This window comes from Bacillus sp. 1A (genome assembly GCF_052682215.1).
In genome coordinates this window covers 2349763-2362914 of record NZ_JBQYLZ010000001.1, presented here as the reverse complement: position 1 = coordinate 2362914, position 13152 = coordinate 2349763, and the positions used below count along the sequence as shown (strand labels likewise).

The following is a 13152-nucleotide window of genomic DNA, read 5'->3' as shown; positions in this document are numbered from 1 at the left end:
ATATGTTTTTAGGAGGTGTCCCTTATGAACGGTCGTTCGTTTACATTCGCTATAGTTATGCTTATTATCGGATTAGCAATATTCGGCCTTGTCTCATCTGTCATTACAAATCCAATGGGTGTATTAAGAAATATCGGGTACATGTTACTTGTTGTCGGTATCTTTTATTTGCTATACAAGATGTTTACAAATTCTAGTGGTTCTGCAAATTCGCAAAGCTCTTATAAGCGTGCAGCGAAACAATCGAACCGCAAACATGGGAAACAAAATGTAGCACCCCTAAGCAATTCTTTCTTGAAATCAAACGCTTCTAATGACAAAGGGAAAAAAGGGAATCCTTCCACTTTGAAGCGAAAAAGAAAACAATCTCATTTAACTGTCATTGAAGGTAAAAAAAACAAAAAGAAAGACCGTGCTTCCTTTTAGGAAATACGGTCTTTTTTTATATTTTGCAGTACTTCTTTCAGACTTTTATCTTTCATACTTTCAATTCGAAGATGATGATTTTCAAATGGTAATTTCCGTGTCACATCATTAGGTACAACAACGCACTTTAATCCTGCTGCAATCGCTGCTTTTAATCCGTTTAACGAGTCTTCAAATACAACAGCTTCAGACGGATCAATCCCTAAATCTTCTATCGCAATTCGATAAAGTGCTGGATCCGGTTTTACCTTCTCAACATCTTCCCTTGTTTTAATGACTTCAAAATAATCTCGAATTTGTAGCTCTTCCAAAAAAGAAGTAACCCATTCTCTAGATGAACTGGAAGCTAATGCGATTTTCAATCCCATTTCTTTCGCTTCCTCTAAATATTCTTTTACCCCGTCACGAGCTTCTGGTATTTTCATTTTCTCTTTATGTAAAGTTTTCACTTTTTCTTTTAATGCATCCTTGTTAAACTTCTCTTTTAATTGCTCATTTAAATATGCATATAGTACATCATCTGTCGTTCCAATACATTTTGCAAATTCCTCTAAAGGTAACTCCCCACCGTACTCACGAACGGCGTCTCTGAAAGAGTGAAACCATATTGTTTCTGTGTCCACAATTAATCCATCAAAATCAAAAATAATTGCTTTCATAATTTCCCCATCCTTTTCGGTTGAAATAAAAAAGGAAACGACATACGTTCCCCCTTAATTACTTTTCTCTTCATTTGCTTTTTGAACGCCACGAAGTGTTTCCACTCGAATCTCATCTTGTTCAAAATATTGCACTAGATCACCAATGCGGTCAATTGCTTCCCAACTTAAATGATGTTCAATTCCTTCTACATCATTGTAAATTTTACTTTCATCCAAACCGATAATACGCATAAATTGCTCTAGCAAGTCATGACGGTATACGAGACGCTCTCCGATTTTTTTACCTTTTGATGTTAATACAAGCCCTCTATATTTTTCATAAATTAGATATTCATCTTTGTCTAATTTTTGCACCATTTTTGTTACAGAGGATGGATGTACACTCAGCGCTTCAGCAATATCAGATACGCGGGCATAACCCTTTTCATCAATCAACAAATAAATTTGTTCAATATAATCTTCCATACTAGGGGTAGGCATCGGTTTCCTCCATCCAATTTCATTTTGCTCATTCCGTACGAAGCAATCAATAAAATGATACACCAGAAAGAATAACGTGACAAGTTGAAAACAAGCCTAAATATTTAAAAGAAAAAAGAACTTGCATTCCAATACAAGTTCTTTTCATGTAAAATATTGAATTTCTGCGTTAGGAAAAAAGTGATGAATATATCCTCTAATCGTTTCTTCCAATACTTCTGCATCATCTTTTTTATATACGTATTTCCCGATGCCATATCGTCCCCATTTATATTTGCGCTTCTCTTCATCCATTTCAAGCTTCGTATTCGGATAACGCTCTTGAATGACCTTTTTTGCTGGTTTTGTAAAGCGATGTTGAATTAATTCAAATGTTAAATTCGGTATCGACAAATCTTTTAGCGCATTGTACAGTCGCTCAAATAGTTCACGGTATCCTTCTTCCCATCCTTCATGCATATAAAGTGGCGCAACTATAAACCCAAGTGGATAACCCGCACCTGCTACTTTACGAGCTGCTTCAATTCGTTCTTCAAAAGGTGATGTCCCCGGCTCAAAATTTTTGATTACATACCGTGAATTAATACTAAATCGAAAACGAGTTTTCCCATTATGTTTTGCATCTAATAAATGATCAACGTGCGAATATTTCGTAACGAAACGTAAACGCCCATGCTCACTTTCTCCAATGAATTCAATCGTCCGCTTTAATGCATGTGTTAAATGATCAATTCCAACAATATCTGATGTACAAGCCGCTTCAAACCTTGTTATTTCTGGTGCTCTTTCATCCATATACTGCTTTGCCTTCTCAAATATTTCATCAAGATTGACATACACGCGAACGTAAGGCTTACTCCCAAGTGTCGTTTGCAAATAGCAATAATGACAATGTCCCATACACCCCGTTGCGAGCGGAATTGCATATTCAGCTGACGGTTTTGACGTATCAAACTTTAATGTTTTCCTCACCCCAACGACAAGTGTTGCCTTTGCATTACGATACTTTTGCAAGTCATTTTCACCTGGCAAATTTCTAATTTGATTATGGGATGTCGTTTCACGAATTTCTAATCCCATCTTCGTAAACTTCTCATACAGCTCTTTTCCAAGCGGATATTCGAGTGCCTTCGGTTCAAAGTAAACGAGTTTTGGCATAAATGGTTTCATATACTTCCCTCCTCTCGTTAGTATGGGAAACGATGAAAAATTAACACTCATTAAAGTTTTCCACTTCAGTAACTTGCGTTGCAAGTTACTGAATGTTATAATTTGGATAACAGCTACCTTGCAACGCAAGTTACCTGAGTAAAAGGTGGGGAAATCATGCACAGCCAAATGTTAAAAGGTGTGCTCGAAGGTTGCATCCTATACATCATTTCACAAGAAGAAGTGTACGGATATGAACTGAGTACAAAATTAAATAAACAAGGATTTACATTCGTAAGCGAAGGAAGCATATATCCGTTATTGTTACGTATGCAAAAAGAAAAATTGATTGAAGGAACATTAAAAGCCTCCTCACTCGGTCCAAAACGTAAATATTATCACGTAACCGATAAAGGATTAGAACAGCTTGAAGAATTTAAACAAAGCTGGGGAATGGTTTCAACAACGGTGAACAATTTATTACAAGGGGAGTGATAGGGATGAAGGCGAAAGATTTAATCGAACTAAATAACGGAAAGCGTAAATTATTAACTACAGAAAATGAAACCGCCTATAGTGACATGTTAATATACATTCGCTTAGCTAAAGTACCAGAATACCACGCAGAAGAACTGCTAATCGAAATTCTCGATCACCTTATCGAAGCCCAGCAAGAAGAAAAAAGTGCTTATGATATTTTTGGCGACGACTTACAGGCATACTGTGACGAACTAATTGCTGCCCTACCGACACAAAGTTTATGGGAACAATTATCGATTCCTTTATTTATAACTAGTTACCTGTTAGCAATATATTTTGCTGTTTCTTCCGTAATTGCATTGATATTTCCCTTATTTTCAAATGAAGCACGTTTTAAATTTGTACACATTGATTTCATTTATCTGCTTGCATTTATCTTGTCCGTACATCTTATGATACGTTTTGTTTTCGATTTTATTAACACTGATTTATTTAAAAATAAAACAACTATTTGGAGGCAACTTGGAGAATTTTTCATACGCCATAGCCTATGGATACTATTAATCGGTATTTCCTTTTTATTTATGAAACAGCCCTATACTACATTACAAATCTCACCTTGGATTGGCGCTTTACTAGCCATCTCTTGCTATGCACTATATAAACTCTTCTACAAAAAAGAATATTTAGACTTTAAAAAGGAGTAACGATATGATGACTGAAAAAGAAATGGTTAAATTAAACAATGAAAAGAGAGAGTTATTAACAGCTGAAAACGAAGCTGCTTATGGTGATATGCTTATTTATTTACGCCTTACTAGCGTTCCACAAAAACAAATGGAAGAATTACTTTTAGAAATATTGGATCATCTTTTAGAAGCGCAAGAAGACGGTAAAACTGCACATGACATTTTCGGAGAGGATTTAAAAGCTTACTGCGATGAATTAATTAACTCTTCGGAACATCAAAATTCTTTCCAACAAGCTGCCGTTATTGGATTTGCGGTTAGTTTATTATTAGCTGTTCAAATTGGATACGATACATTCACTGCTCTTATGCAAAAACTATTTTCAAGTACAAACACTTCAGGAATTCCATTTAGTATTCCTGGAACAATATTATCTGCTATCGTTTTAACAATTGGTGCTTTTATAACTTTTTCTTTATTTAGACGTTTCTCTTTTACGATATTAGTTTCCTGGAAACAAAAAGCACTCCTCTTATTATCAGTATTTATACCTTTTGTCTTATCAGTTTTTGCAAACGTATTTTTCAAAACACAACCATACTTATTTTATAATTTGTCTATTTTGCAAGGTTCTCTTATTACACTTTCTTTTTATATTTTGTACAAATTTTTATATAAAACATCTAATTTTTAACAGCCTTTCAATAGGCTGTTTTTCTTCTGTCTAATTTTACAAATTGAAAAATTTCATAAAGAAAATAAGAAAAATGCAAAATAATTAAAGTTAATTGTTGACGTGATGCTTTTATTATCGGTATCATAAATCTTCGTGAGCAATTATTTTTCGTTATACGATTTTTTTATTATTACTGAATTTTTGAGAGGAGAAATTAAATGTCAGTTAAGAAGAAAACGCAAGTACGCACCGGCAAAATGGTACGTGAACTAATGTTAGCAGACGAAGATGTAAATGCTTCGCTAATTATGGTATATAGTGAAAACGGTGTAAACGCAGAAATTAAAATCGAGGGCTTAACGCCGAAATGTAACGAAGAATTATTTTTGAGCGGAAACGTGGATTGGAACAAGAGTGTTATTTATAAAATTGTTGATTTCACTGGGAACGCTGAAGTTGGTAAAGTTACATTAACAGCGATGAACAAAAATAATGTTTCTCTAGAAGTTGAACGCGTTATGTGGAGCAAAGAAAATAAAGAAGCTGCTGAGCAAGAAGAAACTGTTGTAGAAGCTACTCCGAAAAAAGAAGTAGTTGTAGAAGCTCCAAGAGCAGTTACACCTGCTCCAAAACCTGTTACGCGAGTAGAAACACCTGCAGCATCTAAACCTACTCCGGTACCGACACCGAAGCCAGTAAGTGTAGAAGCAGCTGTGGAATTATCTACTCCAGCACCTGTGAAAAAGGCAGCACCAACTCCAGTTACAAAGCAAGAGACAGCACCGGTCGCTCCTGCAAAACCGAAGCAACCTGCTTTGACTGAAACAAATACAAAACTACAAGAAAATTATGTTAAACTTGTGAAAAAGACAATTGAAGTTTGTCAAGATTACGAGCTTGGCATCGACATAGATGATTCTATTGAAAGCTTAAAAAAAGAACTACAAAGCCAAGGTATTAGCGTTACATTTGACAAAGAAATTATGGACGTTGTAAATCGCCTTCGTTCTTTACAAGATAAAGGAATCAAAGTAGAAAAAGTACTTAATTTACTATAAAAAAAAAATAAGAGGTGGCAATTGCCACCTCTTATTTTTTATAATTCCATTCCTTACTTTCATACTTCTCTTTTGCTAATGTTTGGACTTCATGTAACTGTTCTTCTGTTAATTCATACGGAACAAGCTCTACATCTAATCCTTTTTCAAACCCAACCTCAAACGCTTTAATTAACTGCTCGATTGTAAACGTACGGTCTGTTAATTCATTAATGGCTACCGCTTTAGAAGAGAACATACTCTTCATACGCTCTTTTACACGTTCACTCGGGAATAAAAACAGATCGTATAATTCATCTAAATCTATTTCTAACGGAATCGATCCGTGCTGTAAAATCACACCTTTTTGACGTGTTTGAGCACTACCTGCGATTTTTCTTCCTTCTACTACAATTTCATACCAAGACGGTGCATCAAAGCATACGCCTGAACGTGGATTTTTTAAATTTTCACGGTCTGCTTCTGTTTTTGGAACTGCATAATACGCTTCTAATCCTAATGCCTTAAAACCGTCTAATAAACCTTGCGAAATAATACGATACGCTTCTGTAACTGTTTTTGGCATATTTGGATGATCTTCAGACACAATAACACTGTACGTTAATTCTTTATCATGTAGTACACCCCTGCCGCCTGTTTGACGACGAACGAATCCATATTTCTTTTCGTTAACTACATCCATATTAATATCTTTTTCAACACGCTGGAAATACCCAACTGTTAATGTTGGTACTTCCCATTCATAAAAACGAATGGTTGGTGGCATTTTCTTTTCACTTTGCCAATTTAATAAACATTCATCTAACGCCATATTAAATGCCGGTGAACATTGACCAGAGTTAATATAACACCATTTTTCTTTTCCCATCCTGCACCTCATATAACCAATTATTTTTCACATTCTCTAGTCTACCAAATTCGACAAAATTTGTGAAAGAATACGAAATTTCTTCTTATATGCAAATGAATCTGTTGCATAAATACATACGGGCATTATAATATTGAAAGTAGGATAAGAAAAAAGGGAGCGATAGAACCGTGTCAACAACTTGGATTATTTTATTAGCCGTAATCGTAGCGTTCATCGGCTACACTGTATGGATGTATTTCTATCAGAGAAAATTAATTAAAACACTTTCAGAAGAAGAGTTTCGTGCTGGCTACCGTAAAGCACAGCTTATCGATATTCGCGAAGCAGACGAATATACTGCAGGACATATTTTAGGCGCACGTAACATTCCATTATCACAAATTCGCCTTCGTCATAAAGAACTTCGCAAAGATCAACCAGTTTACTTATACTGCCAAAGCGGATTCCGTACTGGTCGTGCAGCTCAATACTTAAAAAAACAAGGCTACAAAGATTTCTACCAATTACAAGGTGGATTCAAAACGTGGACTGGAAAAATTAAAAAGAAATAATAACATACAAAAACTAGCTGAATCATTCAGCTAGTTTTTTCATTCCATATTATTCGCAATGTATAATAAATTTTGCTTAATCACATCTTTATCATTCTCTTGTGCATTACGATACAGCAGCTGATATTCAAGTCCTTTCTCTTTCCAAATAAGCGTAGCGAATTCATCTCCTCGCCCAGAGTCATCTTTATTTTTAAAATAAGCGAATGCTCCACTATTCAATTTCATTTGTTCTTGAAATCGTTTCTCTTCTACGAGATCCGGAAAACTATAAGGAAAGTTCGCAACATTTAACTCAATATACTCATTTCTACCTGGCTCCCGCTGTCTATATTTAATCATTAAAACAGCGTTCTTTTTCCCAATCGTTCTGACTTCCCCCTTCACATCACTCGTAATGTCATACGGTAAAAACTCCGGAACTTTAAATTTCACCGGAAAATATTTCGGAAGCTCCTTTAGCGGAATAGGATCCGTAACACGATCCATCACTCCCCCTGTTGTTCCCACAAAGTTTTTTTCTTCTTGCATCGTTTGCTGAAACGAACATGAACTTAGCACTAGACTAGAAAACACGAAACAAATGATTCTTTTTTTCAATTTGTTTCCGCCCTTTCTTCATACCGCTCTCTTTATGAATAAAGCGTTAATGCCCGATTGGTGGGGCTAATAATCCGCGGGAGATGCCCGACTGATTAAAGTTTCACTTTGTATGCTATTCATATTCGCTTCATTAACAAACTCCCCCTTTGAAAACTTTCCACGTTATTCTCACACATTTTGACAAAACTTCTTTTATAGACGCAAAAAAGCCCCCTATCATTCTTACGCCCAAATAAAAAGGTTACGCGAATAAAAAGAAGCCTTATTTATAACATAGTTTGTGAAAAGCTTTTCAGGTCAAGATTTTTTCATTCTTATTATTTTCCCTTTATAATAAAGGAAAGAGGTGATACATATGGCCAATATAAAACAAATTGCAAAAACTGCTGGTGTATCCATATCAACTGTTTCCCGCGTCCTTAATAATCACCCTTACGTAAAAGAAGAAAAACGTAAGCGTGTTCTAGATGCTGTTGAAGAATTGAACTATGCAAAAAATATAAATGCTATTCATTTAATAAAGGGAAAAACATATACAATCGGGGTTATGCTCCCTTTCATTAATCTTCCATACTTCAGTACAATTATTGAAGGAATCGGAAACGAAGCGTTAACAGCTGGATATCACATTAATTTATGTCAAACAAATTACGATAGCCTCGAAGAGATTCGTGTTCTTGAAATGATGAAAATGAAACAATTCGACGGAATGATTATTTGCTCTCGAACGAGTTCTTGGGAACAAATTGAACCTTTCGCAAAATTTGCCCCTATTATTTCATGTGAAAAGATAAAGCATCCCCTCATTTCATCCGTCTACGTAGATCACTATGAAGGCTTCCGTCTCGGCACTGCCTATTTACTCAGTAAAGGCCATGAAAAAATCGGAATCTGTTTAGCAAGAAAAACGAGTGCAAATTCTATGGAGCGCGAAAAAGCATTTGCTGATACGCTGCATAACGAAGGTAAAACGGTACATCCAGATTGGATTTTTCATCAATGCTATACGATGCAGGATGGTGCAAAAATACTTCATCGCATTTTAAACATGAAAAATCGCCCAACCGCTATTTTTACAGCGAACGATCAAGTTGCAGCTGGTTTATTAACAGAGGCGCGAAAACATGGCATTCGGGTCCCTGAAGAACTTGCTATCCTTGGATTTGATAATCATGAAATTTCAAAGGCGTTAGAAATTTCCACAATTGAACACCCCGGTCTCGCAATGGGCTCACATGCTTTTTCTTTATTCCATAAACAAATCCAAAGCGAGCAAATTGCCGGGAAGGCAGAAGAGCTTTCATTCCATTTAATTGAGCGAGATACTGTCTAAAAAAAGAGCGTTACCTGTGAAGGCACTGAAAAACTCCACTTCATAAGAAAAAGGATCCTACCACCTACTATATAAAGGTGATGGGGTCCTTTTTAATTTCAACATATTGATAAAATGCGTGTTATTTTCTCAAAGCAACCACTTTTTCAGTGGCCTCTTACCTGTAGCGCTCTTTTTCAGCTCTTCACCTATTGACTTTATATTTTCCATCTCATATAATGAACCTAACGAACGGTAGGTAGGGGATGAAAATGACAGCAAACCGCATTAAAGCTGTAGCACTTTCTCATTTCGCACGCTACGGCTACGAAGGAACTTCATTGGCAAATATTGCTCAAGAAGTTGGGATTAAAAAACCATCGATTTACGCACACTTTAAAGGAAAAGAAGAGCTATATTTTATATGTTTAGAATCTGCTCTTCAAAAAGATTTACAGAGCTTCACAGACGATATCGAAAAATTTTCAAATTCGTCTACTGAAGAATTGCTCTTACAGTTACTAAAGGGCTACGCAAAACGATTTGGTGAAAGTGAAGAATCAATGTTTTGGTTACGAACTTCTTATTTTCCGCCTGATGCATTCCGCGTACAAATTATCAAAAAAGCGAATGCACACATTGAAAACGTCGGAAAACTTTTATTCCCTATATTTAAACAGGCAAACGAGCAAAGTGAACTGCATAACATTGAAGTAAAAGACGCTCTAGAAGCTTTTCTATGCTTACTGGACGGACTTATGGTGGAACTACTATTCGCAGGTTTAAATCGCTTTGAGACTCGTTTAAACGCCTCTTGGCAAGTATTTTGGCGAGGTCTTTCAAACTGACGGATTGCTCCTTTGCAATGCGTCGTTTTTAAGCCCTTTACCTAACGACTGGTAGGAAGGAGAAATGACATATGGCATGGATTTATGTAATCATAGCTGGTATTATTGAAATCTTTTGGGTTATTGGACTTAAAAAAGCGGAAGCACCACTTGAATGGGCTGGTGTTGCGTTATTAATTACAATTAGTTTCGTCTTATTATTTAGAGCTTATAAAGATTTACCTGTCGGCACTGTATATGCAGTCTTTACAGGAATTGGAGCTGGTGGGATCGTTCTTACAGAAATTTTCGTCTTCGGAGAACCTTTCTCTATTGTAAAAGTTTTATTAATCGGTTTAATCTTCTTCGGAGTAATTGGGCTAAAACGAGTAACAGAAGAAAAAGAAGCGAAGGAGGCCGCATAAAATGGCTTGGGTATTTTTAATTCTAGCTGGTATTTGTGAAATTATTGGTGTACTCTTTATGAAAGTAGCCACTGAAAAGAAAGGCTGGGCACCAAAAGTTATTTTAATCGCTAACTTCGGCGTAAGTTTCTTCTTCTTATCCCTTGCGATGAACACGTTACCGATGGGAACTGCTTACGCGATTTGGACTGGAATCGGAACTGCGGGAAGTGCACTTCTAGGTATTCTTATTTTCCGCGAATCAGCGGATTGGCGTCGTCTTGCCTTCTTAAGTTGCATTCTATGCGGCGCTGTTGGCTTAAAACTATTAAGCTAACGTGAGGTGAATGTCATGTGGAAAGAAAAAGGAAAACAAATGTTAGCATGGATTACACTCGGGAGTGTCATTCTATTGCAAATCAGTTTTCATATAATAGAATGGTTGTTTCATAAAATAGTATCCATTCTTACCTTCCTTCCTAGCATGGCACTTGAAATTGCATCTATTGCTTGGTCAGTTATTGCCTCCATTGCAATCGTCATTATATGGAGTATCGCCAAACTATGGAATAAATTATTTAAAAAGGACAGTACTTCTGAAAAAGAGTAACTGTCCTTTTTTACATTCATTCAGACTTTCTGTAGAAGTTTGATGTGATAAGACAAAGAAGACCAACTATGACAATACTTATACCAATTCCTTTATGTAAATTAGGAATTGGTGATGGTATATCTGAATAGAAATTTGCTAATATGAGACCGATTGAAAATAAAAGTACCCCTATTCTATATAACCATTTTCTTTTGTTCATCATTCTCCCCCTAACATTTTTCATACACTCCTTTCTTTTGGACATACTACCTAAAAAAGGAGTGGATAATATGCAAAATTCTATACATAAGCAGATCCTATTTTTATTTTTCTTCTTTCTCATTCTCGTTATCATTTTCAGCTTTATATTACATACTCCAAAAGATGTTGTACCGAATAGCCTCTCTGTTTATAAACTTTTACTTTCATATTGTCGTTATTGAAGAAGGTGCCTTATATAAGGCACCTTTTAAAATTCTCTTTTCTCATACAATTTGACTGAAACGAAGATAGATATTATGAACATGCATATTGAACTAACGAATAACATGCTGTTATATAGTTGAATTTGTTCTAGGTTGATTCCAAAGAAAATAGAGGAAACAGCCATAGGTGCTATCAATATAAAAATCGCAATAAAAATAGTTTTTTTATACGCTAACCAAAACGATATTGGTAAAACAAAACTTAAATACATTAAAATAAAGCTAATACTAGCAACCATTGTCGTTTCAATAAATTCAAATAGGTTAACCCCACTCTTCATTCCCATCGTGAAACAACCGACCGTTGCGCTTATAAAAAGAATAATCATTGCTACTATATATTTTGCATACACAATTTGTTTTCTCCATATTGGTAAGCTATTTACTATAACTTCACTCTCATTTTTACTATCTGCTTCAAATGTTTTTACTGTTGCCCCAATTGTAAAAATTACTGACATAATTATGAACAGATTTTTCGTATCTGTTAAGGCCATATAAAAGAAAACAGGATACAGTATGTACCAAATTAAAAATTTCCATTGAATGATGAAATCTTTTAAAATTAGTTGTTTCAATGCTATTCCCCCCTCACAGATCACGCTCATTATAAAAATGAATTGAGAAAAACATGGACATAACATATAAAAGAAGCAGCCCTGCTATAAAACAAATATTTACGACTAAACTCGTGTTCCAAGCATTTTCTACATCTAACCAGACGTTACTTACAATCAGTCCACTTAAATACCCCAACGCAAGTCCGGCGAACGGAGCAATTTGTTTTGCACTGCTATATCCTACTAAAAATTCAATTGGGAGTACGATTATGCTACAAACCAATCCTCCCGTTATTCCGCCAAGAACAGCTCCCCACAGCATAAGTCCAGTTATATATTCATTTTGTAACTGAATTAAACCAATCACTAGCGAGAAACCTCCACCTAAAGCAACTAAAATACTTACAAATATGTATTTCCCTATGACAATATCTTTCCGCTCAAACGGTAAACTATTTACTATTATTTCACTTTTATTTTTCCCCTCATAGCTCATTGACAGTACCATACCAAGAAAAGGTATAGATACGCTAATCGTCATAAGGAAACTATCTCTATGAAAATCAACAATAGCAAGGAAAAACAAACATATAAGATAAACAAATCCTAACTTTCTTTGCAACATCATATCTTTTAAGACTAATTGCTTGATCATGTTTTACCCTCCTAATATGAAAATGCCCCTTCTATAACTCTGCCTCCTGAAACATTTTCATTGAGAGCAACATTGATACGACTATACTTACTAACACTCCGATACCAACAACACTCATTGCTAGTGTAGCCTCTTGAGAGTGGAGTACTTTTAACATGATTATTTCATCACCAAAAATATTGCACATAAGGCCAATCATACCCATTAAAGGAAAAATCATAATCACATTCAAGACAGTAATAGCTTTATATCCCCCAATGTAATTAGTAGGTATCGTTACTACACAATAAATCAAGGTTGCTACTATTACTGAAAATATTGCATATCCAGGCATAACTATATCTCTGTTCAACAAAATATTTCCTAATATTACGACTATAGAGGTTATACTCAAACCGACTATAATAAATAATGTGGTTGAAATATATTTAGCTATAACTATCTCTTTTCTCATTATAGGCAAACTCACTAATACTTTTTCTGTTTTACTTTTTTCTTCATAATAAAAAGAAATATATATAATCGTACTACATGTTATAAATAATCCTATTGCAATCCCCATTGGTTCTACAGAATTTCTAAAAACAGATAAAATAGGTATTAAAAAATAGAAAGGAAACATCTTCTTCTGTAAGAAAAACTCCTTCAAAATCAACTGTTTCATATGAATTC

20 protein-coding genes are annotated in these 13152 nt (G+C 35.2%); 11 read left to right on the top strand and 9 right to left on the bottom strand.

Going from position 1 to position 13152, the window contains the following annotated elements:
* The first annotated feature begins 24 nt into the window (after positions 1–24).
* A complete protein-coding gene (locus ACUN0F_RS11985) occupies positions 25–426 on the top strand; it encodes an SA1362 family protein (RefSeq protein WP_283882671.1) in 402 nt (133 codons plus the stop codon).
* Here the strand turns inward: ACUN0F_RS11985 and ACUN0F_RS11980 are convergent.
* The 3 genes from ACUN0F_RS11980 to splB form a co-directional block, all read right to left on the bottom strand.
* Positions 423–1085, bottom strand: a complete 663-nt coding sequence (locus ACUN0F_RS11980; protein ID WP_445539528.1) for an HAD family hydrolase — start codon at positions 1083–1085, stop codon at positions 423–425. The genes ACUN0F_RS11985 and ACUN0F_RS11980 overlap by 4 nt on opposite strands.
* 54 nt (positions 1086–1139) lie before the next feature.
* Positions 1140–1568: a transcriptional regulator MntR gene (gene mntR / locus ACUN0F_RS11975; RefSeq protein WP_001143070.1), complete on the bottom strand. Its 429-nt coding sequence runs from the start codon at positions 1566–1568 to the stop codon at positions 1140–1142.
* 144 nt (positions 1569–1712) lie between these two features.
* Positions 1713–2738, bottom strand: a complete 1026-nt coding sequence (splB, locus tag ACUN0F_RS11970; RefSeq protein WP_000802111.1) for a spore photoproduct lyase — start codon at positions 2736–2738, stop codon at positions 1713–1715.
* Positions 2739–2894: 156 nt separating this feature from the next.
* Here splB and ACUN0F_RS11965 point away from each other — a divergent pair, with 156 nt between their 5' ends.
* The 4 genes from ACUN0F_RS11965 (at position 2895) to ACUN0F_RS11950 (ending at position 5620) form a co-directional block, all read left to right on the top strand.
* On the top strand, positions 2895–3212 hold the full coding sequence (locus ACUN0F_RS11965; protein ID WP_098047930.1) for a PadR family transcriptional regulator: 318 nt from the start codon (positions 2895–2897) through the stop codon (positions 3210–3212).
* Positions 3213–3217: 5 nt separating this feature from the next.
* Positions 3218–3904, top strand: a complete 687-nt coding sequence (locus ACUN0F_RS11960; protein WP_445539527.1) for a DUF1129 family protein — start codon at positions 3218–3220, stop codon at positions 3902–3904.
* Between the two features lie 7 nt (positions 3905–3911).
* Entirely contained in the window at positions 3912–4580 is a 669-nt protein-coding gene (locus ACUN0F_RS11955) for a DUF1129 family protein (protein WP_445539526.1), read from the top strand.
* A 200-nt stretch (positions 4581–4780) separates the two neighbouring features.
* Positions 4781–5620 (top strand): hypothetical protein, encoded by an 840-nt coding sequence (locus ACUN0F_RS11950; RefSeq protein WP_445539525.1) that lies wholly within the window; start codon positions 4781–4783, stop codon positions 5618–5620.
* Between the two features lie 31 nt (positions 5621–5651).
* On the opposite strand, the gene ACUN0F_RS11945 is transcribed toward ACUN0F_RS11950, so the two are convergent.
* On the bottom strand, positions 5652–6488 hold the full coding sequence (locus ACUN0F_RS11945) for a lipoate--protein ligase family protein (protein ID WP_000514072.1): 837 nt from the start codon (positions 6486–6488) through the stop codon (positions 5652–5654).
* Between the two features lie 170 nt (positions 6489–6658).
* On the opposite strand from ACUN0F_RS11945, the gene ACUN0F_RS11940 reads away from it, so the two are divergent.
* Positions 6659–7042 (top strand): rhodanese-like domain-containing protein, encoded by a 384-nt coding sequence (locus ACUN0F_RS11940; RefSeq protein ID WP_000108656.1) that lies wholly within the window; start codon positions 6659–6661, stop codon positions 7040–7042.
* A 39-nt stretch (positions 7043–7081) separates the two neighbouring features.
* On the opposite strand, the gene ACUN0F_RS11935 is transcribed toward ACUN0F_RS11940, so the two are convergent.
* Positions 7082–7618, bottom strand: coding sequence for a hypothetical protein (locus ACUN0F_RS11935; RefSeq protein WP_046956564.1), 537 nt, complete (start codon positions 7616–7618; stop codon positions 7082–7084).
* A gap of 382 nt (positions 7619–8000) precedes the next feature.
* Between ACUN0F_RS11935 and ACUN0F_RS11930 the strand changes: the two genes are divergently transcribed.
* From ACUN0F_RS11930 to ACUN0F_RS11910, 5 genes are all read left to right on the top strand, one after another.
* On the top strand, positions 8001–8978 hold the full coding sequence (locus ACUN0F_RS11930; protein WP_001273975.1) for a LacI family DNA-binding transcriptional regulator: 978 nt from the start codon (positions 8001–8003) through the stop codon (positions 8976–8978).
* A gap of 245 nt (positions 8979–9223) precedes the next feature.
* Positions 9224–9805, top strand: a complete 582-nt coding sequence (locus tag ACUN0F_RS11925; RefSeq protein ID WP_141474868.1) for a TetR/AcrR family transcriptional regulator — start codon at positions 9224–9226, stop codon at positions 9803–9805.
* A gap of 71 nt (positions 9806–9876) precedes the next feature.
* A complete protein-coding gene (locus tag ACUN0F_RS11920) occupies positions 9877–10209 on the top strand; it encodes a DMT family transporter (protein ID WP_000312344.1) in 333 nt (110 codons plus the stop codon).
* A gap of 1 nt (position 10210) precedes the next feature.
* Positions 10211–10525, top strand: a complete 315-nt coding sequence (locus ACUN0F_RS11915) for a DMT family transporter (RefSeq protein ID WP_000312623.1) — start codon at positions 10211–10213, stop codon at positions 10523–10525.
* Between the two features lie 15 nt (positions 10526–10540).
* On the top strand, positions 10541–10798 hold the full coding sequence (locus tag ACUN0F_RS11910; RefSeq protein WP_087985176.1) for a DUF3975 family protein: 258 nt from the start codon (positions 10541–10543) through the stop codon (positions 10796–10798).
* Between the two features lie 16 nt (positions 10799–10814).
* On the opposite strand, the gene ACUN0F_RS11905 is transcribed toward ACUN0F_RS11910, so the two are convergent.
* The 4 genes from ACUN0F_RS11905 to ACUN0F_RS11890 form a co-directional block, all read right to left on the bottom strand.
* Positions 10815–11000, bottom strand: a complete 186-nt coding sequence (locus ACUN0F_RS11905) for a hypothetical protein (RefSeq protein WP_141542702.1) — start codon at positions 10998–11000, stop codon at positions 10815–10817.
* Positions 11001–11249: 249 nt separating this feature from the next.
* Positions 11250–11873, bottom strand: a complete 624-nt coding sequence (locus ACUN0F_RS11900) for an ABC-2 transporter permease (protein WP_033662759.1) — start codon at positions 11871–11873, stop codon at positions 11250–11252.
* The gene (locus ACUN0F_RS11895) at positions 11857–12480 is read right to left on the bottom strand and encodes an ABC-2 transporter permease (RefSeq protein WP_327973393.1); all 624 of its coding nucleotides are present in this window, start codon (positions 12478–12480) and stop codon (positions 11857–11859) included. The genes ACUN0F_RS11900 and ACUN0F_RS11895 overlap by 17 nt, the downstream gene beginning before the upstream one ends.
* Positions 12481–12511: 31 nt before the next feature.
* Positions 12512–13144 (bottom strand): ABC-2 transporter permease, encoded by a 633-nt coding sequence (locus ACUN0F_RS11890; protein WP_327973392.1) that lies wholly within the window; start codon positions 13142–13144, stop codon positions 12512–12514.
* Positions 13145–13152 lie beyond the last annotated feature (8 nt).